This window comes from Sporosarcina ureilytica (assembly GCF_001753205.1).
Lineage (GTDB): Bacteria > Bacillota > Bacilli > Bacillales_A > Planococcaceae > Sporosarcina > Sporosarcina ureilytica.
The window spans coordinates 2240338-2264016 of the sequence record NZ_CP017560.1 but is presented as its reverse complement, the minus strand read 5'-3'; the positions used below and the strand labels follow the sequence as shown (position 1 = coordinate 2264016).

The 23679-nt window shown below is 38.5% G+C and carries 20 protein-coding genes and 1 other RNA gene; 16 read left to right on the top strand and 5 right to left on the bottom strand.

Annotation, left to right across the window (positions count from 1 at the left end):
- The 5 genes from BI350_RS11190 to BI350_RS11170 all read left to right on the top strand — a co-directional run bounded on the left by BI350_RS11190 (nt 1) and on the right by BI350_RS11170 (nt 4315).
- On the top strand, nt 1-1194 hold the full coding sequence (locus tag BI350_RS11190; protein WP_281181723.1) for a pyridoxal phosphate-dependent aminotransferase: 1194 nt from the start codon (nt 1-3) through the stop codon (nt 1192-1194).
- Between the two features lie 33 nt (nt 1195-1227).
- The gene (gene asnS, locus BI350_RS11185) at nt 1228-2523 is read left to right on the top strand and encodes an asparagine--tRNA ligase (RefSeq protein WP_075528188.1); all 1296 of its coding nucleotides are present in this window, start codon (nt 1228-1230) and stop codon (nt 2521-2523) included.
- A 78-nt stretch (nt 2524-2601) separates the two neighbouring features.
- Nucleotides 2602-3312, top strand: coding sequence for a DnaD domain-containing protein (locus BI350_RS11180; RefSeq protein WP_075528187.1), 711 nt, complete (start codon nt 2602-2604; stop codon nt 3310-3312).
- 9 nt (nt 3313-3321) lie between these two features.
- Nucleotides 3322-3972, top strand: coding sequence for an endonuclease III (gene nth, locus BI350_RS11175; protein WP_075528186.1), 651 nt, complete (start codon nt 3322-3324; stop codon nt 3970-3972).
- Between the two features lie 4 nt (nt 3973-3976).
- Complete coding sequence (locus BI350_RS11170; protein WP_075528185.1) at nt 3977-4315, top strand: YpoC family protein; 339 nt, start codon at nt 3977-3979, stop codon at nt 4313-4315.
- A gap of 81 nt (nt 4316-4396) precedes the next feature.
- Here the strand turns inward: BI350_RS11170 and BI350_RS11165 are convergent, their stop codons facing one another.
- On the bottom strand, nt 4397-6988 hold the full coding sequence (locus BI350_RS11165; protein ID WP_075528184.1) for a penicillin-binding protein 1A: 2592 nt from the start codon (nt 6986-6988) through the stop codon (nt 4397-4399).
- 23 nt (nt 6989-7011) lie between these two features.
- Nucleotides 7012-7623, bottom strand: coding sequence for a Holliday junction resolvase RecU (gene recU, locus BI350_RS11160; protein WP_075528183.1), 612 nt, complete (start codon nt 7621-7623; stop codon nt 7012-7014).
- Between the two features lie 173 nt (nt 7624-7796).
- On the opposite strand from recU, the gene BI350_RS11155 reads away from it, so the two are divergent.
- The 7 genes from BI350_RS11155 to BI350_RS11125 all read left to right on the top strand — a co-directional run bounded on the left by BI350_RS11155 (nt 7797) and on the right by BI350_RS11125 (nt 15972).
- A complete protein-coding gene (locus tag BI350_RS11155; protein WP_075528182.1) occupies nt 7797-8162 on the top strand; it encodes a YppE family protein in 366 nt (121 codons plus the stop codon).
- A complete protein-coding gene (locus BI350_RS11150) occupies nt 8159-10432 on the top strand; it encodes a DEAD/DEAH box helicase (protein ID WP_075528181.1) in 2274 nt (757 codons plus the stop codon). The genes BI350_RS11155 and BI350_RS11150 overlap by 4 nt, the downstream gene beginning before the upstream one ends.
- On the top strand, nt 10422-11699 hold the full coding sequence (locus BI350_RS11145; RefSeq protein WP_075528180.1) for a ribonuclease H-like domain-containing protein: 1278 nt from the start codon (nt 10422-10424) through the stop codon (nt 11697-11699). Before BI350_RS11150 ends, BI350_RS11145 begins: the two co-directional genes overlap by 11 nt.
- Before the next feature lie 200 nt (nt 11700-11899).
- On the top strand, nt 11900-12190 hold the full coding sequence (gene gpsB / locus BI350_RS11140; RefSeq protein WP_075528179.1) for a cell division regulator GpsB: 291 nt from the start codon (nt 11900-11902) through the stop codon (nt 12188-12190).
- Between the two features lie 64 nt (nt 12191-12254).
- An RNA gene (gene rnpB / locus BI350_RS11135) (RNase P RNA component class B) lies at nt 12255-12644 on the top strand.
- 192 nt (nt 12645-12836) lie between these two features.
- A complete protein-coding gene (locus tag BI350_RS11130; protein ID WP_075528178.1) occupies nt 12837-13964 on the top strand; it encodes a THUMP domain-containing class I SAM-dependent RNA methyltransferase in 1128 nt (375 codons plus the stop codon).
- A 97-nt stretch (nt 13965-14061) separates the two neighbouring features.
- The gene (locus BI350_RS11125; RefSeq protein ID WP_075528177.1) at nt 14062-15972 is read left to right on the top strand and encodes an ATP-dependent DNA helicase; all 1911 of its coding nucleotides are present in this window, start codon (nt 14062-14064) and stop codon (nt 15970-15972) included.
- Nucleotides 15973-16259: 287 nt separating this feature from the next.
- Here BI350_RS11125 and BI350_RS16725 read toward each other — a convergent pair.
- The 3 genes from BI350_RS16725 to BI350_RS11105 form a co-directional block, all read right to left on the bottom strand.
- Nucleotides 16260-17587, bottom strand: a protein-coding gene (locus BI350_RS16725; protein ID WP_155767493.1) for an IS3 family transposase whose coding sequence is annotated in 2 segments (ribosomal slippage) — nt 16260-17209 and nt 17209-17587 — 1329 coding nt in all. Because the reading frame shifts where the segments join, the coding sequence is not laid out codon by codon here.
- A gap of 219 nt (nt 17588-17806) precedes the next feature.
- Nucleotides 17807-18661 (bottom strand): VOC family protein, encoded by an 855-nt coding sequence (locus tag BI350_RS11110; protein ID WP_075528176.1) that lies wholly within the window; start codon nt 18659-18661, stop codon nt 17807-17809.
- Nucleotides 18662-18759: 98 nt separating this feature from the next.
- Nucleotides 18760-19164, bottom strand: a complete 405-nt coding sequence (locus tag BI350_RS11105) for a DoxX family protein (RefSeq protein ID WP_075528175.1) — start codon at nt 19162-19164, stop codon at nt 18760-18762.
- 510 nt (nt 19165-19674) lie between these two features.
- On the opposite strand from BI350_RS11105, the gene BI350_RS11100 reads away from it, so the two are divergent.
- From BI350_RS11100 to BI350_RS11080, 4 genes are all read left to right on the top strand, one after another.
- Nucleotides 19675-20205 carry a helix-turn-helix domain-containing protein gene (locus BI350_RS11100; protein ID WP_075528174.1) on the top strand — a complete coding sequence of 177 codons (531 nt, stop codon included), beginning with the start codon at nt 19675-19677 and terminating at the stop codon, nt 20203-20205.
- A 309-nt stretch (nt 20206-20514) separates the two neighbouring features.
- Nucleotides 20515-21842, top strand: a protein-coding gene (locus BI350_RS16715; protein ID WP_155767450.1) for an IS3 family transposase whose coding sequence is annotated in 2 segments (ribosomal slippage) — nt 20515-20893 and nt 20893-21842 — 1329 coding nt in all. Because the reading frame shifts where the segments join, the coding sequence is not laid out codon by codon here.
- Between the two features lie 305 nt (nt 21843-22147).
- Complete coding sequence (locus BI350_RS11085) at nt 22148-22882, top strand: DUF6843 domain-containing protein (protein WP_075528173.1); 735 nt, start codon at nt 22148-22150, stop codon at nt 22880-22882.
- Between the two features lie 269 nt (nt 22883-23151).
- On the top strand, nt 23152-23637 hold the full coding sequence (locus BI350_RS11080) for a hypothetical protein (RefSeq protein ID WP_168157265.1): 486 nt from the start codon (nt 23152-23154) through the stop codon (nt 23635-23637).
- Nucleotides 23638-23679: the final 42 nt, after the last annotated feature.

Sequence of the window (23679 nt, the reverse complement as noted above, 5' to 3'; positions counted from 1 at the left end):
TTGAACAATCGCTTAGCATCTAGAGTAAATACATTAACGCCTTCAACAACTTTAGCTATTACGGCAAAGGCAAAGGAAATGAGAGAGTCAGGAATCGATATCATTGGTCTTGGCGCGGGTGAACCTGACTTTAACACACCAGAAAACATCTTATCTGCTGCCATCGATTCAATGAAAGATGGTAAAACGAAATATACGCCTTCTGGTGGTTTAATTGAATTGAAAGATGCAGTCATTGCCAAATTGGAAAGAGACCAAGGGCTTACATATGCGCGTGAAGAAGTGATGATTGGCGTTGGGGCAAAACATGTATTATATACACTTTTCCAAGTGATTTTAAACCCAGGCGATGAAGTGATTATTCCAACACCTTATTGGGTGAGTTACCCTGAACAAGTGAAATTAGCAGGTGGCGTTCCTGTGCATATTGAAGGAACGACTGCAGCGAATTTCAAAGTAACAGCAGAACAGATTGAAAATGCTGTGACAGATAAAACAAAAGCCATTATCATCAACTCACCAGGCAATCCAACTGGCATGATTTATACGGCAGAAGAACTTGAAAGTATCGTTCAAGTGTGTAAAGAGAAAGATATTTTAATCGTATCAGATGAAATTTATGAAAAACTAATTTACGATGGACAAGAACATATTTCACCTGCACAATTATCGGAGGATGCGAAAAAACGTACATTAATTATTAACGGTGTATCAAAATCGCATTCTATGACAGGTTGGAGAATCGGGTATGTTGCTGGAGATGCTGAAATCGTTAAGGCGATGACGAATCTTGCAAGCCATTCAACATCGAATCCAACGACAACAGCGCAATATGCCGCGCTTGAAGCGTATAACGGTCCACAGGATACAGTGGAAGAGATGCGTAAAGATTTCGAAGCCCGACTAGATAAAGTTCATCCACAACTGGCGGAGATACCAGGTTTTCATGTATTAAAACCACAAGGCGCGTTCTACTTGTTACCAGATGTCACTGAAGCACTGGAGAAAACGGGCTTTGCAAGTGTAGATGATTTTGCCGCAGCGCTATTAACTGAAGCGAATGTCGCGATTATTCCTGGCTCAGGATTCGGAGCACCAAATACGATTCGGTTATCCTACGCAACATCTATTGAGTTAATTGAAGAAGCAATTCGCCGCATTCATCAATTTGTTAAGGAAAATTGGAAAGAGTAAAAAGTTCAAGAAGTATCAATTTCGGAGGTTATTATGAAAACAATTATGATTCATGAAATGGCAGACCATGTCGGAGAAACAGTGCGTATCGGCGCATGGCTTGCGAATAAACGTTCAAGTGGTAAAATTGCATTTTTACAATTACGTGACGGTTCTGGTTTTGTCCAAGGCGTCGTTGTAAAAGAAGTAGTTGGGGAAGACATTTTCAAAACAGCAAGAGGAATCTCACAGGAAAGTTCACTGTATATCACTGGAGAAGTTGTAGTCGATGAAAGGTCATCATTTGGCTATGAATTACAAGTAAGTGACGTCGAGATTATTAGAGAAGCTGTAGATTATCCAATTACACCCAAAAATCACGGGACAGAATTCTTAATGGACAATCGTCATCTTTGGTTACGTTCACGTAAGCAACATGCAGTCATGAAAGTTCGCGATGAAATTATCCGTGCAACATATGAATTTTTCCATATGAATGGTTTCGTCAAAGTTGATCCACCAATTTTAACAGGTTCTTCACCTGAAGGTACATCTGATTTATTTGAAACGAATTACTTTGATGAAAAAGCCTATTTATCACAATCCGGTCAGTTGTATATGGAAGCTGCCGCAATGGCATTAGGGAAAGTATTTTCATTTGGACCCACTTTCCGTGCGGAGAAATCAAGCACACGTCGTCATTTAATTGAGTTTTGGATGATTGAGCCTGAAATGGCTTTCGTCGAACACGCGGAAAGCTTAGAAGTACAAGAACAATTTGTGACACATATCGTTCAATCTGTCCTAGAAAACTGTTCATTAGAACTAGAAAGACTTGGCCGTGATGTATCGAAACTCGAAAAAATTCAAGCGCCATTCCCACGCATTTCTTATGACGATGCAATTGAGTTTTTACATGAAAAAGGTTTTGATGATATTCAGTGGGGCGATGATTTCGGTGCACCTCATGAAACTGCAATCGCAGAAAGTTACGATATGCCTGTGTTTATTACACATTATCCAATTGGCATTAAACCGTTCTACATGCAGCCACATCCAGACCGAGACGATGTCGTATTATGTGCTGATCTAATCGCACCTGAAGGATACGGTGAAATTATTGGTGGTTCAGAACGAATTTATGATTATGAACTAATGAAACAACGTATTAAAGAACATAATCTAGATGAAGAAGCATACAAATGGTACCTCGATTTATCTAAATACGGGGCAGTCCCACATTCAGGATTTGGGCTTGGACTTGAACGTACAGTCGCTTGGATTTCAGGCGTAGAACACGTTCGCGAAACAAATCCATTCCCACGTTTATTAAATAGATTGTATCCATAATTTAAATAGAAACCATAATAAAATCGGTGAAAAAATTTTTCACCGATTTTATTGATGTATATAGAAGGGTGTTTGGACATGCAACAAGACGAAAGACTCCATCTCTGGATTGAGCAGGGAAGTGTCAATATATCGCAGCTCTTTTTTCGCAATTATAAACAACTTCATATAGAAGACGTAGATGCGATGCTAATCATGCAAATGACAGCTTTCCGAGCTGAGGGAAATCAATTTCCTACGCCTAAAGACTTCGCAAATCGAATGCATTTAACAGAAAATGAAGTAACAGTCATTTTACAAAGACTGATGCAACATGGTTTTCTTCAAATTGTGCAAAGTCGTGATGAGCAAGGTGTGCTACATGAAGTGTTTTCTCTATCGTCTCTATGGAATCGTTTAACGGATCAGAAAATCCTTGTGAAAGAAGAAGAGGAAGAACAGGAAGATAAAATTGAGGAAGGCGAGTTATTCAAGTTATTTGAACAGGAATTCGGTCGCTTTTTATCTCCTATGGAATCCGAATCAATTTCGATGTGGCTCGATGAAGACGGACACTCCACAGAAATTATCCGCGCAGCACTTAGAGAAGCAGTGATCGCCCAAAAAGTGAGCCTTCGTTACATTGACCGTATTTTATTTGAATGGAAAAAGAAAAACGTTAAGTCAATGGCGGATGTTGAACGTCAAGCTAAAAAATTTAGGACGATTGGTGTCCGACCATCAGAACAAGAGAAAACTGTGAGGGTAAAGAGAGTACCCTTTTATAATTGGTTGGAAGAGCGAGAGTAGGGGGATTTTATGTTAACGAAGAAGAATTGGGAATTTTGCCTCGATCAATTTGCGGAAATGTTTCCTGATGCGCATTGCGAATTAGTTCATGATAACGCTTTTGAATTATTAATCGCAACACTTCTTTCTGCACAATGTACGGATGTACTCGTGAACCGCGTAACCGCAGAGTTGTTTAAAAAATATAAAACTCCGGAAGACTACGTATCGGTAGAAATCGAGGAATTACAAAACGATATCCGATCGATTGGATTATATCGCAACAAATCAAAAAACATTCAAGCGCTTAGTCAATTGCTAATTGATGAATACGGTGGAGAGGTGCCCGCAGATCGGGATTTATTAATGACTTTTCCAGGCGTAGGTAGAAAGACAGCGAATGTCGTTGTCTCCAATGCTTTCGGTATTCCCGCATTAGCTGTTGACACCCATGTTGAAAGGGTAGCGAAAAGATTAGGAATGAATCGATGGAAAGATTCTCCGCTAGCCGTAGAAGAGAAAATTATGCGATGGACACCAAAGGACAATTGGACAGACACTCATCATCAAATCATTTTCTTTGGAAGATATCATTGTAAAGCGCAAAATCCTGGCTGTGATGTTTGTCCATTGTTATCGATTTGTAGAGAAGGAAAAAAACGGATGAAGGCGAGGGCATAAGGATATGAGTCGCTTTTCTAAAGACTTACTTAAAACTTATTTTGAACCGTGGGACAATGTGAAAGAAGCCATTGCACAAATGTATGAGGAAAACGAACCACTTAGGGTCGAACAAATGGAACAATCGATTCAACAGTATATCCAATTATTGGAGTATGGTGGAACCGAAGTAAATAATCAGACAGGAAAAAACGAGTATATATTACTTCCGTTAAACGGCACTGAGCGACTAGAATTTATTAAAAAACAAATACATAGCCGATATGCCTTTGTGCAATTGTCTGCTTTATTTGATGAGACTAGAAAAAAAGCAGCTCGACTATCCGTGACTAATAAAAGTTAATCAGCGATCTTCAAATATTATTAAATAAAAAGCTGCAATCTCACGTAGATTGCAGCTTTTTTAATAGGTCCTTATTATAAATTAAGGTTGTTCATTGTCGTTCTCATCGTCCGGGGGAGTGCCGGTGTCCGATCCCTCATCTTCCCGGTGTCCTTCATTGTTATTTCCGGTATTTCCTTGGCTTCCATTATTACCATTGTTGCCACTGTTATCATTATTTCCGTTATTCCCTTGATTCCCACCTTCGTCTGGTGTCTCTCCATTGGTATCTCCTTGAGGTGGTGTTTTCTCTTCGTCTGGATTGGTTTCAGGTTCTTCTTCGGGTTCTTCTTCAGGAATTACTTCCTCTTCACCATCAACTTTGAGTGTAGTAGAGATGGCATCACTCTTTAGCTCACCAACTGAAGCGACGACGCTAAAGGTATAGGTTGAACCCCGATTGACGTCGGAGAATGCTAAGGCGAATTCATTTGTTCTGGCTACTTCTATTTGTTCGCCGCCATCTATATTCGCACTTATGATAAATTCGACATCGCCTTCAATTAGTTCTGAATCAGGACTTTCATGTTCCCATGCTAACGTGATGGAATTGTTTCCTTCGTCGAATGATGCACTTAAATTAAATGGTGCTTTTAATAATACTTCTTCTTTTACAACTTCTTTTGGAACAGAACCTTTTACGAATAACTCTGTTCGTTTCATACTTGCAGGAACTGCTGGACTTGCTTTCATTAATGGGTCAGAAAGGTACACGACTTCGACTTCTTCTACAGAAGATGGCTTTTGGAAGCGTGGTGTTTGTTTATTTGCAGAGATTCCCGACATGACCGTTCTAAATAAATCTTGCGGGATATATCTTTGTTGTTGCATTTGTTTCATCGGTGTGCGGTCCTGGTATCCGCCCCAAGCTGCAATCGTATAGTTTGTAGAATAACCTGCAAACCATGAGTCAACGGCATTGTCTGTTGTACCAGTTTTTCCAGCAATATCTAATCCTGATATGTTAGCATGCTTCCCAGTTCCGTTTGTAAAGACATCTCTTAGCATATCTGTCACCATATAGGCGGTGGATTCTTTCATTGCTACTGTCGATTTAGGTTTTAGATTTTTTTCAGTTTTTCCGTCCCGCATCACAATTTTTGTAATCGAATGGGGTTCCGTATAAACGCCATTATTCCCAAATGCAGCGTAGGCACCGGCAAGGTCTATTGTTGAAAATTCATTTCTTGTACCTCCAAGTGCGTTTGACGGATTATGGTCATTCAATGTGATGCCTAGTTTTCCAGCAAAGTTTGTCGCTTCACTACGTCCAACGGCCTCAAAAGTTTTGACGGCTGGTACGTTTCGTGAATGATAAAGTGCTTCGCGCATCGTTACTGGTCCCATATATTTTCTATCTACGTTTCGAACAGGAGTCTTTTTACCATCATTGTAATTATAAGGTTCATCTTTAATTACCTGTCCAGTCGACCAATTCAAATATTCAATCGCAGGACCATAAGATAAAATCGGCTTAATCGTAGAACCGAGCTGACGTTTTTCTTGCCGAGCAAAGTTTAATCCAGTCGTATAGTTACGTCCGCCACCTACTGCTACGATGCCGCCAGTTTTTGTGTCTAGTACTGTAATCGCTGATTGGATTTTATCATCGATGTAAATAGTTGGATTATTAATCGCTTCTTCAACAATATGTTGTGCCGATGGATCAAATGTCGTGTGAATTTGTACACCATCATTGACAATGTCGCCAAGTCCAGCCTCTTCAAGCTCATTAAAGACAACATCGAGCAGGACAGGGTACTTAAAATTACTTTTTGCAACTCTATGTTCTTCAGGAAGAAGTGTAGAAGTTACGTCAATTGCTTGGGCAGCTTCCATTTCTGCTTTTGTGATTTTTTTATGCTGATGCATTAAAGATAAAACAACATTTCTACGTTTTTCTGCGCGCTCCGGATTCTTATAAGGGTTATGACCGTTTGGACTTTGCGGAAGTCCAGCAAGCATCGCAACTTCATGTAATTCTAGTTCATCTAATTTTTTACCGTAAAAATAATCAGCAGCGGTGCCAAAACCATATTGGTTACCTGACATTAAAATTTTATTGAAATACATTTCAAAGATTTCTTCTTTTTCATAGTTTCTTTCCAATTGAAAAGCTAGCCATGCTTCCTGCGCTTTTCTTTTTAATGTTTTATCATGAGTTAGGAAAGAGTTCTTAATGACCTGTTGTGATAACGTACTTGCACCTTCCGAACCGAATCCTCTCTTAAAGTTTGCGAGAACAGCACCACCTAGTCGATAAAAATCCATTCCATGGTGCTTATAAAAACGTACGTCTTCTGTAGCGAGAATGGCATCTTCCATTTGTTTAGGAATATCTTCATAATTGACGTATTCTCGTTTTTGCACACCTGTTGTATACATGAGTTCGCCATTCGCATATAAAATTTCTGATGATAATGGATCTCGAAGTAATTCTTCGTCTAGTTTAGGTGCTGAACTCGCGTAAAATGCAAATAAACCTAAACCACTAATTAGTCCGATAAACCCAATCGCAACGAGGGCTAAAAAGATTTTTTTGATTAAACCTTTCTTGTTTTTGGGTTTTTGATTTTTGTTGTTTTGTTGTTGAGCCCTTCGTCGTTCTGTTCTTGAATGTATTTGATCGCTCATATTGTTTCCTGCCTTTCAATCATTTACTTTTCATTGTTCATTAATGAAGTGATGCCTTTCAAATAGTCTATCGTTGGCATAAAACCGATGTTAATTTCAATGGCTTCTTGTTCCAATTCTTTAAGTGGAATCGATTTTCTCCCGCCATCTTTCATTCTAGTCCACTTTTGCATCATCATTTCATAGGGAACGATGAAGTATCGATTTAGTGATGAAAAACGAATAATTAAAAATGTAATGCCATGTTGTTCGTTTACACGTTTCATATGTTCCACTTGATGAGCATGTATATTTTGAAGTGGAAAAGATGTCTTACTTTTCGTTTCTTTTGCCTCAAAGTCAATATATTTTCCATTCCATACGCCGTTATAATCTGTTGTTGACGGTGTCCGATAATAAGCTTCAGTAATTACTGCCGCACTGCGAGATGGATAATTTACATTGACTACTTGGATTGGTATAGGTTTTTTATGGATGACAGCAATGTTTCTACTAAGATAGTATTCATTGGAATCGTTCAGTTCATCCTCTAAGGTTTTCCCTCGATTACTATACGTATCATTGTGCACAGCTTGACGCTCTGTCGCCGCTCTAACTGGGCTATAACGTTTCCCATTCGGATAACGTATTGTCATCTCCATCACCTCACATGTACTAATATACCATAAGCATTAGACGGACGAATAACAACAAAGTTTCAAAATGGTAAAGAAAAATTTAAAGTTGGAGGAATGCACGTTCGTTAACTGTTGGTGAACCACCCTAGAATCTGTTAAAATAACAGTAGGACTCAGAAAGGTGATGTGTGATGAGTTTAATAGAAAAATGTAAAATACTACTTACTGTCTGTGCAGAGTGTCGACAACGGCATACAGACATGAGAGAACAAGATAGAGAACCAGATTTTTTTAATGAAGTTAAACCTTATGCAGATAAATATCATGCTTTATTAGATGAATGGGCAGAAGAATCCTATGAATGGATAAAAGTAGCAAAACCTAAATATACCCATCCTGTACAAATTGAAACACTTACTGATGGGATGAAACAATTTATCGTTCAATCCTTTTATAAAAAAACGGGATTGATGCGATTTGTACAATCTATCCAGTCTGCTGAATATACGTTGAAAACTTTTATTGATGCATTGGAAGAGGAAGGAGAAGCAAAATGACGTCGATTCATACGGTATTAGAAACGTTGCGGACGGACCCGGACTTTTCCAAAAACGTCATGCATCATAGAACGATTGAGGAGAAGCCCGCTTCTTATAGCGAGTTTCCAAACGTATTACATCCATCTATCCGTAAAGCGTTAGCTTCAAAAGGAATTGAGCAGCTTTATAGTCATCAACGCGAGGCGTTCGATGCGACGTATGATGGACAATCGATTACCGCCGTTACGCCAACAGCGTCAGGGAAATCACTTTGTTATCATTTACCGGTTTTACAAAGTATTTTGGAAGATTCCTCCTCGAGAGCGATTTACCTTTTTCCTACCAAAGCACTTGCACAAGATCAGTTGGCGGATTTGCATGGATTCATTGAAGCGAGTGAGGAAACCATTTTAAGCTATACGTATGATGGAGACACTGCACCAGGACTCCGAACGAAAGTGAGAAAGTCAGGTCATATCGTATTAACAAATCCAGATATGCTCCATTCGGGGATATTGCCGCATCATACAAAATGGGTGTCTTTATTTGAAAATTTAAAGTATATCGTCGTCGATGAACTGCATACCTATAAAGGTGTTTTCGGCAGTCATGTGGCCCATGTATTACGAAGGTTAAAGCGGATATGCAACTATTATGGAAGTGACCCTGTCTTTATTTGTACATCGGCAACCATTGCGAATCCTGCTGAACTAGCCGAATCATTGACAAATACAGAGATGCGCTTAATTTCAAATAACGGGGCACCTGCTGGGAAAAAACATTTCATCTTTTACAATCCACCGATTGTTCATCCGACATTTGGTGTTCGAAGAAGTGCAGCGCTCGAAGTTCGTGATCTCGCTTCATTGCTCTACAGAGAAGGCGTCCAAACGATCGTCTTTGCGAAAAGTCGCGTCAGAGTAGAAATGCTCGTCACGTATATGAAAGAGTTGACCAAGAAAAAATTGTTTGACGAGACGGTAATGGGGTATAGAGGCGGGTATCTACCTTCCGAACGTAGAAAGATTGAAAAAGGTTTACGAGAAGGGAACATTAAAACAGTTGTCAGTACGAATGCACTTGAACTAGGCGTTGATATCGGACAACTGCAAGCTTGTATTATGACGGGATATCCGGGAAATATTGCCAGTGCACTCCAACAAGCAGGACGGGCAGGGAGACGACAAGATGAAGCGTTAATTATTTATGTCGCACAGTCTACTGCGCTCGATCAATATATTATCGAACATCCTGATTACCTTCTTGGTCAAGCACCAGAAGAAGCAAGAATTCATCCCGATAATATGTTTATCCTCATGGACCATTTGAAATGCGCATCCTTTGAATTACCTTTTACGATGGATGAGGCATACGGGGAATTTGAAGTGCAACAATTACTGGCGTTTCTCGAAAGTGAAGGGGTTTTAATTCAAACATCAGAGAAGTGGCATTGGATGACGGACCAGTTTCCTGCAAACAATATAAGCCTTCGTTCTGCAGCGCAAGAAAATGTCGTCATCATTGATAGAACAACACCAAAAGAAACAACTGTTATTGGTGAAATGGACCGCTTTAGTGCGCTCACTTTACTCCATGAAGAAGCCATTTATATACATCAAGGCACACAATATCAAGTTGAGGAATTAGATTGGGAAGAAAAGAAAGCCTATGTTACGGAAGTCGACGTAGATTACTTCACGGATGCAAATTTAGCGGTTGAAGTAAAAGTAATGAACGAAGATGACGCGACACAATTCCAACAGCATACGACTGCTTATGGTGATTTAGCTGTTCTAGCCATGACCACGATTTTTAAGAAAATACGATTCGGAACCCATGATAATATCGGGTCAGGACCTATATCGCTCCCTGCTGTAGAATTACATACGACAGGAACTTGGTATGCTTTTGATGTTCCGGAAGGGTGGTCGGAAGCAAAGTTAACAGATGCGATGACCGGAACAGCTTATGCAATTCAATCGTTTATTCCATTATTTGTAAGATGTGATCGGTCGGATATTCATGTGATGCCACAAGTTAAAGCTGTGCATACACAAAAACCAACCTTTTTTATATACGACAGTTATCCAGGCGGGATTGGTTTAAGTGAAAAAATCTATAAACGCTGGCATGAATTACTAGAACAAGCTGCTGAGCATATAGAAAGTTGTCTGTGTGATCACGGTTGTCCAGTTTGTATCGGTGCGCAAGAAAGTGAAATTAGCGTAAAAAATGATGTCATTTCACTTCTATATGCAATAACAGGGGGCGAAAGGCGTGTCCTATGAACAGAAGTTAATGGCAATGAGAAAAATGCTCACTAAGAAACCGAAGCCAACAAAGAAAACAAAACGCGACGTGGTAATTCCTCCTGCGCCACCTTACGAAAAGAATTGGTTGAAGACAGGATTAATAAAGGAAGAGAATCAGTTTGGGGTTGTTTATAAACGTGTTGTAGAATATGACAAAACTTATTGCCACGGAAATAAAAAAATAGGTGACCTTCAGTCAACGCTAGAAAAGTGGAAACGTTTTGATCGTGAACATCCGTTAGCCCCAAAAAGCACAAATAAGCTCGTTTTTTTCGATACAGAAACAACAGGGCTAAAAGGGGCGGGAACGCTTATTTTTTTGCTTGGATTCATGGAGCAAGTGGAGAATGGCTTTCGGATGACGCAATACGTTCTACCAGGACCCGATCATGAAGCGGCTTTTTTATATGCCTCAAAGTTATGGAAAGAAGAAATGACGCTTATTACGTATAATGGTAAAAGCTTTGATATCCCCCAAGTAGAAACTAGGTGGACGATGAATCGCGAAAAACTCCCCAAGTTGTTAACCCATCATCAAATTGATTTACTTCACGGGGCTAGACGTGTATGGAAAACTGAGTTAGATACATTTAAACTTACGTCTATTGAAGAAAAACAACTGCACTTTTACCGGGAAGGAGATATCCCGGGCCATTTAGCCCCGATTATTTATCAAGATGCGGTGAAAAGTGGGCAAGCAGAAACGTTAATGAAGGTGCTTCAACATAATGAATGGGATATACTATCTCTTGTGACACTTTATATTCGTGCAACGAATTTAATCTTGGAGACGACGAACCCCGAGACGGCGATCACACATACGAATATCGGCAAATGGTTTTCCGATTTGAAACATTATGACGATAGCGCACACTTCTTTAAAAACGTTATTGAAAAATATGGCTCGGACCATGCGTTGTCACATTATCATTATGGGTTCATTTTAAAAAGGAATGACGCATACGATAAAGCTGTGCAATCTTTCAACATTGCAGCAAAGCAGTTAGACGGCAGAGAAAGAATCATTGCGTTTGAAGAATTGGCGAAGTTACAGGAACATAAATTGAAAAATTTAGAAATGGCATTAGAAGTGACAAGAAAAGCAATGCGTTTTATTGAGAAGGATTTAGACCTGACAAAACGATTTCGTACGCGAGCTGAAAGAGATTTCCTAAAGCGGGAAATGAGGTTATTAAGAAAAATATTTCCCGGGGAAGCGCAGAAAACGACAAAATCAGATTGAGCTAAGTCAATTTCATAATCCAATCTTTTCGCTGCGCAGATACAATATATAGTTGATTTGAACCGTTCTCAACTATATATTGTATCAGCTTAGCGGTTTTAGGTAATTATGAAATTGACTCCGCTGTTTAAAAAGGACAAAATAGGTTAGATTATGCTATAATATCGCATAAGTTTACCAACGATGGAAGGGCGATTTTTATGGAAATAAAACTGGACACGAAAACGATACTCGAAAAAGAGTTTAAATCGGGTTTACGTGGCTATAACCAAGAAGAAGTTGATCTTTTTCTTGACGACGTTATTCAAGATTACCAAACTTTTACTAAAAAAATTGAGACATTAGAAACTGAAATTGAACAAATGAAAAGCCAACTTGAAACAGCTAAAAGGCGTCCTGAAACTATGAATACAGGGTCAACAAATTTCGACATTTTAAAACGCATTTCCAATTTGGAAAAACATGTTTTTGGCGATAAATTGAGTGAATAATCCTTTTTCCTCAAGATGATTGAAAAAAAGTGACCAGTATTGTATAATAAAAAAACCGTAGTGCAAATTTAGGTAATCGCTGCAAAGCTCGTCTTTGTAGAGGAAAGTCCATGCTCACACGGCTCTGAGATGACCGTAGTGTTTGTGCTCAGCAAAAAAATAAGCTGGGGCATCGCAAATATGCGATGACGGCGGGAATACGTCCTAAGTTAAGCTTGCTTAATATGGGCTAGGTTCCCTGAACAGTGCCACAGAAACGTAGCTGCTTCGGAAACGAATCAGATGGAACGCGGTAAACCCCATAAGTGAGAAACCCAAACAATGGTAGGGGCACTCTTCGAAAGGAACTGAACGGACGAAGGGACAGGAAAACATTCCTGTAGATAGATGATTACCACCCTAGTACGAGGCAAACGCCGTTTGAGTACACGGGAACAAAACATGGCTTATCGAATTTCCTATGGTATATTCAATTAAAGTTGAAGCTCTCCTGTTAATGGAGAGCTTTTCTTTTGGCAATGAAACATACTAACAGTGAATGATTTTGGATACTTTATTGGTTTAGGTCCATGATAAGTAAGTGTTACTTTATACATAAAATAATCAAATGAACATTGCATATAGAATAGAACGGGAGTTGTAATATATGAGTAAATTTAATTTAGTCGCCACATCTGCTATGGGTGTAGAAGGGCTAGTCGCTGATGAAGTGAAAGCACTTGGATATGAGACCAGGACGGAAAATGGAAAGGTTTATTTTCAAGGAGACGAGACTGCAATTGCAAGAGCAAATATGTGGCTACGCGTCGCTGACCGAGTCAGAATAATTGTCGGTGAATTTCACGCGAAAACGTTTGATGATTTATTTGAACAAACGAAGGCACTTGCTTGGGAAAAATATTTACCGGTAGATGCTGCTTTTCCGGTAGCGGGAAAATCCGTAAAATCTACTTTATACAGTGTGCCAGACTGTCAAGCAATTGTAAAAAAAGCAATTGTTGAACGGTTAAATCGTGCTTATAAAAGAAGCGGTTTTTTATCTGAATCAGGCCCGTTATTTAAACTGGAAGTATCAATTTTAAAAGATAAAGTGACATTAACGATTGACACGAGTGGAACTGGGTTGCATAGACGCGGCTACCGAGTTGGGCAAGGGGATGCGCCGATTAAAGAAACGCTTGCAGCTGCACTCGTCACATTAACGCGCTGGAATCCAGACCGTCCATTTATGGACCCGCTATGTGGTTCAGGAACGATTCCAATCGAAGCAGCGATGATTGGTCAAAACATCGCGCCTGGAACGAATCGAGATTTTCTAAGTGAAGAATGGCCATGGATGGGACAAACTGTATGGGACCGCGTGCGTGAAGAAGCGGAAGACTTAGCAAAATATGACCAGCCACTTATGATCACTGGGTCAGATGTGGATGGCCGTATGGTCAAAGTAGCGGAAGAAAATGCGATTGAAGCAGGATTCGCAGATTTGATTCAATGGAAACAACAAGATTTGAAGGATCTTTCAATCGAAGGTGTAAATGGTGTCATGGTTGGGAACCCTCCTTATGGTGAAAGACTCGGAGAGATTGCAGAGGCTGAGGACATTACAAGAGCGCTTGGAAAGGTCATGGAAGAGCATCCTTCTTGGTCTGTTTATATGATTTCTCCTTTGGAAAATTTCGAAGAGCTTTACGGTAAGAAAGCGACAAGAAAGAGAAAACTGTTTAACGGCTTTATCCGAACAGATTATTATCAGTTTTGGGGAAAGCGTGTTTAGCATATAGTAGAAAGTGTATTGAAAAATAGGTTGGCAAAAGGGAAGAGAGCGGCATCTCTCTTCCTTTTGTATGGATAGTTTGGAAGGAGTTCGCTGTATGAAAAGAAAGTTACCGTTCCCTTTATCGAGAGAGAAATCGTTTTATGATTCTTTAAATGACTGGATTGGCGATACGTTATATGACGATTTAACCGAAAAAGGGTATGAGTGTCGTGATGAACAAATTTTCATGGCATTTCAAATTGAGCAAGCGTTAAAAGAGAAAAAAGTATTATTTGCGGAAGCTGGAGTTGGTACCGGGAAGACGATAGCTTATTTATTACCTGCAATTGCATATGCACGCTATACCGGTAAACCGGCGCTTATTTCCTGTGCTGATGAAACACTTATCGAACAGCTCGTTAAACAAGACGGCGACATTTATAAAATGAGCGAAGCGCTTAACTTAAATATTGACGTTCGTCTTGCCAAGGCGAGAGACCAGTATTTATGTTTAAAACGTTTGGATGATGCTTCCAATACGATGGTGGAAACGTATATAGAAGATGTAGAAGATAGTTTGCCAGACTTCGTATATGGAACTGGTTCCTTGCAATCTGTTTATCCGTACGGTGAGCGTTCTGATTATCCGGAATTAAGCGATGCACAGTGGAAGACGATTAATTATCATCCGATTCAACAATGTGAAGCATGCGATTTGAGAAACCGTTGTGGTCAAACATTGCACCGCAATCATTATAGAGCGGCTCCTGAAATCATTATTTGTTCACATGACTTTTATATGGAACATATTTGGACGAAAGAATCGAGAGAGCGACAAGGACAATTACCGTTACTGCCGGAAGCCTCGATGGTCATTTTTGACGAAGGTCATCTATTGGAATACGCTGCACAGCGCGCGTTAACCTATGAAGTTCAAGATCATACGTTGCTCAATTTACTAGAACGTGTGATGGTGGATGGGGTACGTGAACAATCACTGCAACTCATGGAGCAACTGATTGACGTCCATGCCTCGTTTTTCGCATTGTTACACGAACATGCTGAAGAGACGATGAATGAACGAAAAGCGATTCATAAGGTGCCAGAACTGTTTGAAGTAGGAAGGCAGGCTGTGAATATTTCTACGGCGCTTCTTGAAGAGTTTGTCTTTGAAGGCGAGCTATATATTATTCCAGAATACGAATTGAAAATGGTTGAAGAATACTTGGAACAATACATCTACTCTATGGAGTTATTCATTTCAGGGCAAGATGCAGTTGATTGGCTCCAAGATACGGAAGAAGAAATGTCGCTTGTCATTATGCCAAGACTTGTAACGGATATTTTAAAAGAAAGCTTATTCTCTTCGAATATGCCAATTGTCTTCTCATCTGCTACATTGTCATTGCAAAAAGACTTTTCTTATATTGCAGAAGGATTGGGCATCGATAAATATTTATCATTCTCAGTTGAATCTCCTTTCGATTATGAAAATGTTATGAAAATCTATGCGCATAAAACGTCTCAAGAACAAAAGGTTGAAAAAGTTGAAGCGCTATTGCGTGAAGAAGGCCAGACGCTCATTTTATTCAAATCTGAAACAGCGATGCTTCAGTTTAAAAAGGAATTATCCGCTGATATAAATGGAAGTATCGGCTTTGAAGGTGAGCGAGAGTTGTCATCTATCGTGCGGGATTTTCAAAATAAACAATTGAAAGTGTTATGCTCATTTAATTTATGGGAAGGGTTGGATATTCCGAAAGATGCACTAACACGTGTCATTATTTATGACTTACCATACCCACCTGCTGATCCACTGTTTGAAGCGAAACGCAGTCATGCAAAGGATGCATTCCAAGAAGTTGACCTGCCATTTATGCTGTTAAGATACCGTCAAGGAATCGGCCGCCTGATTCGAACATCAGAGGATGCTGGGGAAATTCATTTATTAGTAAACGAAACAGAAGAGAAGATGTTAGAGAAGTTAGAGCAAGTATCTCCTGTGAAACTACTATTGGAAAATTAAATTAAACACGAAAAAAAGTCCGATTCGTTTATGAATTGGACTTTTTTGTCTCAAATTAGTATTTCCCGCAAGCATTTGGAGGTTAAAAAGATAGGCTCTAACTAGTCGGCCCTTGTTAGCCCAATCACGAGGAAGCATTTCACAGACAAAGAAAAAGAAAAGAAGCGAAAAGAAAAAGAAAAGATGAAGATGGAACAACAATAAAATATGTAAAAAAAAGGGAACTGATTGGTCTATGAACTGAACCCTTATTTACGGACAGTTTAATAAAAAGGACTTTTTACAGTCTAGGCTGCAATTAGGTGACTTCGGTATTGTGCCGGAGTCATCTTTTTTAACGTCCATTGTTTGCGCGTCGTATTATAATGCTCCAAGTATTCGTCTATCATTTCCCTTAATTCACGTAAATTACATGCTTCCTCATAATCTACTTCATCTTTAAAATGCCCAAAGAAAGACTCCATTGGTGCGTTATCTAAACAGTTTCCTCGACGTGACATCGACTGAAGTAAGCCTATTTTCTTAACGCGTCCTTGATACTCTGGATGTGTATAATGGACACCTTGATCTGAATGGATCATTGCTTCTGGGTGAATATTTCCGTCTAATGTCTCTTCTAATTTATCTAATGTGCGATAAACCAATCCCATTTTCAAGCTAGTCGAAAGTTCATAAGCGACGATTTCCCTGGTTGCTACATCTTTGATACAAGATAAATAAGCTGTTTGACCATTACGGTACTGTAAATAAGTAATATCAGTTAAATATACTTTTCCGGGCTCATCTTGATTGAATGCTCGATTCAAATGGTTAGGAACCGTACGATGTGCCTGTGTTGCTTTCGCAATATATTTATATGGGTTTGCTCGACGCACTTTCGCAAAGAAATTATACTTTCTCATTAAGCGGAGAATCTTTTTGTGATTCATCGGTGTCACCACTAGTTCTTCCAATGCCATGTAAAGTCCTCGATACCCAATTTTCCCTTTGAATGCATCATAAATGCATCTTAGTAATAAATAATCTTGATAATCTTGCTCTTCACGAATCGCATGTTTCTCCGAATTTTGAAGCCAGGCATAGTATCCACTTCTACTTACACATGTTAAAGCACAAAGGTAACGCGTCATATTCTTTAGTTGATATTTCCGAATGACCTCGTTAATCAATGCGTATTTTTCGCGGGGTGCTAAAATTACTTCTTCACCTGCCTTTCGAGTTCCTCTAGCTTTTTTAGTAATTCTAATTCAGCTTCTAAATACTTTATACGGGCTTCAGCTTTTTCTAATTTCTTCTCAGATGATATAACTTTTGTGGAAGGGCGACCTGTGCCGCCTTTCCCCCGACGCTCTTCTAAAAAACCTTGTTCCCCCAATGTTTTATAAGTGTTTTTCCAACGACTTATTGCCGATTGGGCTTTTTTAGCTCCAATCACATCCAAGTTAAATCCATTCTCCATGAAAATCTGAGTCGGTCCCTTACCGTTCATATTTTCTTTGACGGCACGTATTTTAAATTCCGCATTATATTGAATGGCACGATCTGATACAGAGGCGACATTTGGATTTGATTCTAGTTGCTTTCTTTGAATTTCGTTGAAAATTATTTTACTCATTCGAAAATCTCCCGTTCTAAGTATTTTTTTTAGTATAACGGGTTTTTAAAACAGAAAAAACCCCGAATAGGTCACTTTTTTTAAAGTGTCCACTATTCGGGGTTCAGTTCACTAAGAGGACCCGTTCCCTTTTTTTATATTTCAAATCTAATGTGAATGGAAAAGGATGTAAAATGTTGTATATACCGGATTCCATGAAAGGCTAGTGAGTACCTGACATTAAGCATTATTCAAACATAATCGAATTTTATTTCCTGATGGATCTTCTGTCATAAACACATCATTTTCAGCCAATACTGGAGCACCTATTTTCTGCAGCTGTTCGATCACTTGGCCTCTTACTTCTTCGCTCGGAAAGACGAGTGTATACCAATTTAAACCGACGCTGTTTTGCTTTGGTGCCGGAACACCTACTCCTTGCCATGTATTTAGAGCGATATGATGATGATAACCCCCAGTAGAAGTAAAGCTAGCTTGGGGATAATGACTAACAATTGAAAATCCTAAAGCATTCTTGTAAAATTCTTCCGCTTTTTGCAGGTCGGACACGTGGAGGTGAATATGTCCCATGATTGTATCCGCAGGCAATCCGTTCCAATCTGCAGTACTTTCTTCAAGAAGACTATCTCCATCTAAAGGATCCGTCATCATCGTGACTTTTCCATTAGACCATGTCCATTCAGAAGATGGACGATCTCTGTATATTTCAATCCCATTCCCATCTGGATCTGTAATGTAGATTGCCTCACTTACTTTATGATCTGAGGCGCCAAATTTGTAGCCAGTTTTAAGTAAATGTCGTAAAAAGATTGACAAATCTGCGCGAGTCGGCAACAAGAGTGCAAAATGATACAAGCCCGAGCTTCTTCCTTCTTTTGGAATAACATTAACTGGTTGTTCTAGTATTAATAATCCTGTTTGGCCGTCCGTTGTTAAGACCGCTTTTCGCGCTGTCTGTTCCAACACTTGAAAACCAATGATTTCTTGGTAAAAAGTAAGTGCTGACTCCAAATTAGTTACATTTATATTAACCTGACCAACAAATGTATTAGGTTTGCTATGAAATCTTTCCATCTTTAACTTTCCCCTTTTCTTTTTCCTTTATTTAATCACTAAATAGTTATCTTTTACGTGTACTTTTCATCCACTTTTTGAATTTGGATTAAGAAAATTTACTCGTTTGCGCTCCTATTAAAAACAAATGTGTCCATAGCCCATTGTTTACTTCCGTTTACTGCCAAAAATAATGCGATGGCTAAAAATGCGAGATCAAGTTCGTATCCAGCCATTTCTGCCCCTACGAAACCAACAGCAAGTTTGACTTTCACAATTGCACCAATCAGAATTAATCCGAGCAATACTGAAACGAGTCTCGTTCCAATCCCTAGTATTAGTGCAATCCCACCAACCAATTCAATTGTCCCCACTAGATATGCAGCAAATCCTGGAATTCCGATACTTTCAAACCATCCTGCAATATTACCGATTCCGGCTTGAAATTTCAGCAAACCGTGCACAAAAAAACTAATTCCTAACACAAACCTTAATATAAATGTACTTACTCCTATTTTATTCATCTTTATTTCCTCCTGAATTTTCATTATTATTTACTAAATTTAAGAACCAAGTCACATAATCATTATGATTTTGCTGCGAGACTTTATGTCCCTCTGGATAGGATCCGAACATTCTAATTAATCCCGTCGTGAACATAATATTCTTATAGGTGAACATTTAAACTAAAAAAAAAGATAAAGCCATTCTAATCCTTTTATCATGTTTCACTTTTCAACTGATCACCAACAGAAAAACGATTTTTGGGAACCTCATTCACGATTACACGTATACTTTCCAATGGAATATCCATTGATTTTTGTACGCCTGTGCAACATCGCGCATACAAGATTCGATCGTTTCATCTTTCCGACCTTCTAGCATTGTTATGTGTATAATCGGCGTCATTGTCCTCCTTTCTACTTAAATACTCGCTAGTGAATATTTGTTGTCTATAGGTTAACGCCGTTTCGCAGATAATGTCAACATATTTATGCTAAAATATTTACAAGGATATTTTTGGAGGGATACACATGAAGATTGGTTCTAAAATACGGGACATACGTAAACGTAAAAAAATAACAATTGCACAAATGAGTGAGAAAGTGGGACTATCAAAAGGATTCATTAGCAATATTGAAAATGATAATACTTCCCCATCCCTCAATACATTGAATACAATTGCAAATTTCCTAGATGTACCGCTTCCTTATTTGCTATTGGAAAAAAAGCAGCACATGAAGGTTGTGAGGAAAGCTGATAGAGTATATACAACTTTTAATGATATTAAAATTGAACATCTCACATCGCAAAGTGGCTTACGGATGATGCATGTTGTATTACCACCTGGTGCATCAACTGGTGAAGAACACGCCCATGAAGGGGAAGAAAGTCATCTTGTCATAAAAGGAACAGTCCTCGCTGAGCAAGGAGAAGATAGAGTCGTTGCAAAAGAAGGGGATTCTTTCAGTTGGAATGCAAGTGTACCCCACTTTGTAAAAAATATTGGTGAAGACGAAGCGATTTTACTAATTGCCGTCAATACCGAAAACTACAATCTTTGATAGAAGACAATTCAAAAGTGAGGAGTCTGTACGATTAAAACCTCAGTTCCTCATCATTCGTTCATTGACTTACGAAAAAATGTTTGACGCAGTCAATCACGAGGAAGCATTTCACTAATAAAGAAGAAAAGAAGCGAAAAGAAAAAATAAAGTTGGTACAAAAATAATAATATGAAAAAAGGGAATTGATTGGTCATTTGAACTGAACCCCGAATAGTGGACACTTTAAAAAAAGTGACCTATTCGGGGTTTTTTCTGTTTTAAAAACCCGTTATACTAAAAAAAATACTTAGAACGGGAGATTTTCGAATGAGTAAAATAATTTTCAACGAAATTCAAAGAAAGCAACTAGAATCAAATCCAAATGTCGCCTCTGTATCAGATCGTGCCATTCAATATAATGCGGAATTTAAAATACGTGCCGTCAAAAAAAATATGAACGGTAAGGGACCGACTCAGATTTTCATGGAGAATGGATTTAACTTGGATGTGATTGGAGCTAAAAAAGCCCAATCGGCAATAAGTCGTTGGAAAAACACTTATAAAACATTGGGGGAACAAGGTTTTTTAGAAGAGCGTCGGGGGAAAGGCGGCACAGGTCGCCCTTCCACAAAAGATATATCATCTGAGAAGAAATTAGAAAAAGCTGAAGCCCGTATAAAGTATTTAGAAGCTGAATTAGAATTACTAAAAAAGCTAGAGGAACTCGAAAGGCAGGTGAAGAAGTAATTTTAGCACCCCGCGAAAAATACGCATTGATTAACGAGGTCATTCGGAAATATCAACTAAAGAATATGACGCGTTACCTTTGTGCTTTAACAGGTGTAAGTAGAAGTGGATACTATGCCTGGCTTCAAAATTCGGAGAAACATGCGATTCGTGAAGAGCAAGATTATCAAGATTATTTATTACTAAGATGCATTTATGATGCATTCAAAGGGAAAATTGGGTATCGAGGACTTTACATGGCATTGGAAGAACTAGTGGTGACACCGATGAATCACAAAAAGATTCTCCGCTTAATGAGAAAGTATAATTTCTTTGCGAAAGTGCGTCGAGCAAACCCATATAAATATATTGCGAAAGCAACACAGGCACATCGTACGGTTCCTAACCATTTGAATCGAGCATTCAATCAAGATGAGCCCGGAAAAGTATATTTAACTGATATTACTTATTTACAGTACCGTAATGGTCAAACAGCTTATTTATCTTGTATCAAAGATGTAGCAACCAGGGAAATCGTCGCTTATGAACTTTCGACTAGCTTGAAAATGGGATTGGTTTATCGCACATTAGATAAATTAGAAGAGACATTAGACGGAAATATTCACCCAGAAGCAATGATCCATTCAGATCAAGGTGTCCATTATACACATCCAGAGTATCAAGGACGCGTTAAGAAAATAGGCTTACTTCAGTCGATGTCACGTCGAGGAAACTGTTTAGATAACGCACCAATGGAGTCTTTCTTTGGGCATTTTAAAGATGAAGTAGATTATGAGGAAGCATGTAATTTACGTGAATTAAGGGAAATGATAGACGAATACTTGGAGCATTATAATACGACGCGCAAACAATGGACGTTAAAAAAGATGACTCCGGCACAATACCGAAGTCACCTAATTGCAGCCTAGACTGTAAAAAGTCCTTTTTATTAAACTGTCCGTAAATAAGGGTTCAGTTCAATTTGAGGATTCGTTCCCTTTTTTTAGATTTCAAATGTAATTAAATATATTAAATTACATTTTCCGGATTCTATGCAACGCTAGTGGACAGCGGCAGGATAAGTATATATTCAGAATTCCGTAAACGGGCAATACAGCCGAAAAAGAAATTGAAAAATTGGTGGTAACTTCAGCGCATACAGTTGCATCTATTGAGATAAGTGGAAAAGAATTAATTTTTATATGAATTCAATGGATAGGGGACCAATTCAATCATGAGGTTTTTAAAAATTATTTTTTCAACAGCAATTTTATCATCAATTATATCACTAATTGTTTCATTAATTACTTATATCCCAGTCTCAAAAAGAGAACCTAATGTTTACTATTTTTCAGTCTGGGAAAGCTTCTTCTTTTTAATGATTTACATTACGCCAATTTTGCTTATGCTGAGTATAACAGCCTATATTTTCTATTTATTATTTGGAAAGATAACACGTTTCTCTCATATAATTAATGTGTTTTTAAGTATAGTAATGGCGGCTTTTATAACGTCGATAGCCATCTTTTTTATGAACAAAACTACTGAAACCAATGATATTTACTTGATCTCTGAAGGATTTGAAGGGGATGTTTATGCTTTCTACAATGTAAAAGGCGCACCAATGGTTGAAACGGAAGATGGTTATGAAGTGCATGTGATAAATGAAAAAGGATATTTCGTAACATCGGAACTCGATATGGACTATGGGACTGTAACGGATCAATACTTTTATGTGGATGAGAAAGGGAATCGGACGCCTATTAGCCATAAATGTATCAGTCCATTTGGCACTGGGGGATTTTCAACATCTGCGGGTGACGTAGATATTGATTTTCGTTATACCGGATTCAGGCTTACAAAGGATAAGTGCAGCGATGAATTTATGACGGAAAATCATGGGTTGGGAGAAAATGCGGAAAAGATTATTGGTGAAATCTTGCAGGAATACTATGGAGTTGAACAGTGAATTGCAGTAAGAATTTTGATGAACATATCAAGTTGGACTAACGGGATACTAATTAGTAAGGGTTAAGTAGTGGCATTCAACAAACGGAGCCTTTTTAGAATACCCTGGAATATCCCGAGTCTAACTATTCAACAATCGGGTGCAATTCTATAATTAGGATTAACGCCTATTCAGTAATAGGGCCAATGAGTTGAAGAAGGATATAATATTTTGTGGTAAAAGGCGGGTGGAAAATCGTTTGATTTTTATCCAATTTATTAGTGGAAGTGGTGAATATCATCAAGAGATTTGCATTGGTTTCGATGGTCTTGGCAGTTTTTTTAATAACAGCTTGTTCCGGAAAAAAAGTTGAACATTTCCCATCGAAAAAAGAGGCTTTGGATAGTTTTATTGAGAAGGAAGAAGTTAAAGGGAATATTGATTTAATTTTAACGACAAAAGGTGAAAGTCTTTTAGCAATACAGTCAAGAGAGGATGTATTCTTTGTCGGCGAACTAATCGAGGACAAGGATGGAAATTATTACGCTAGAAGAATATCAGACAATGTTGGAGTAGGAATAGGTGCTAGTTGGGAATTAAATACAAAGAATAAAAATAAATACACGATTTATTTTGAAAATGACAAGAAAGACTCAAATTATTTACCATTCTCAAACGGTGAATACAGTATCGCACTTTCAGAGGGGCATACAATTACCGAAAACACTTTGGAATTCACAAATACTATAAATGTCGTTGAACTGATTAAGGATTAAATTAGTAGTGGCTTTATTTCAATAATAATCTTCATCAATCGC

What these genes read in the sequence shown, in the direction of transcription:
- BI350_RS11155 (WP_075528182.1), top strand. Translation starts at nt 7,797, where the DNA reads ATGAGTTTAATAGAAAAATGTAAAATACTACTTACTGTCTGTGCAGAG.
- BI350_RS11130 (WP_075528178.1), top strand. Translation starts at nt 12,837, where the DNA reads ATGAGTAAATTTAATTTAGTCGCCACATCTGCTATGGGTGTAGAAGGG.
- BI350_RS11110 (WP_075528176.1), bottom strand. Translation starts at nt 18,661, where the DNA reads ATGGAAAGATTTCATAGCAAACCTAATACATTTGTTGGTCAGGTTAAT.
- BI350_RS11125 (WP_075528177.1), top strand. Translation starts at nt 14,062, where the DNA reads ATGAAAAGAAAGTTACCGTTCCCTTTATCGAGAGAGAAATCGTTTTAT.
- BI350_RS11100 (WP_075528174.1), top strand. Translation starts at nt 19,675, where the DNA reads ATGAAGATTGGTTCTAAAATACGGGACATACGTAAACGTAAAAAAATA.
- BI350_RS11085 (WP_075528173.1), top strand. Translation starts at nt 22,148, where the DNA reads ATGAGGTTTTTAAAAATTATTTTTTCAACAGCAATTTTATCATCAATT.
- gpsB (WP_075528179.1), top strand. Translation starts at nt 11,900, where the DNA reads ATGGAAATAAAACTGGACACGAAAACGATACTCGAAAAAGAGTTTAAA.
- BI350_RS11150 (WP_075528181.1), top strand. Translation starts at nt 8,159, where the DNA reads ATGACGTCGATTCATACGGTATTAGAAACGTTGCGGACGGACCCGGAC.
- nth (WP_075528186.1), top strand. Translation starts at nt 3,322, where the DNA reads ATGTTAACGAAGAAGAATTGGGAATTTTGCCTCGATCAATTTGCGGAA.
- BI350_RS11105 (WP_075528175.1), bottom strand. Translation starts at nt 19,164, where the DNA reads ATGAATAAAATAGGAGTAAGTACATTTATATTAAGGTTTGTGTTAGGA.
- BI350_RS11165 (WP_075528184.1), bottom strand. Translation starts at nt 6,988, where the DNA reads ATGAGCGATCAAATACATTCAAGAACAGAACGACGAAGGGCTCAACAA.
- asnS (WP_075528188.1), top strand. Translation starts at nt 1,228, where the DNA reads ATGAAAACAATTATGATTCATGAAATGGCAGACCATGTCGGAGAAACA.
- BI350_RS11170 (WP_075528185.1), top strand. Translation starts at nt 3,977, where the DNA reads ATGAGTCGCTTTTCTAAAGACTTACTTAAAACTTATTTTGAACCGTGG.
- recU (WP_075528183.1), bottom strand. Translation starts at nt 7,623, where the DNA reads ATGACAATACGTTATCCGAATGGGAAACGTTATAGCCCAGTTAGAGCG.
- BI350_RS11180 (WP_075528187.1), top strand. Translation starts at nt 2,602, where the DNA reads ATGCAACAAGACGAAAGACTCCATCTCTGGATTGAGCAGGGAAGTGTC.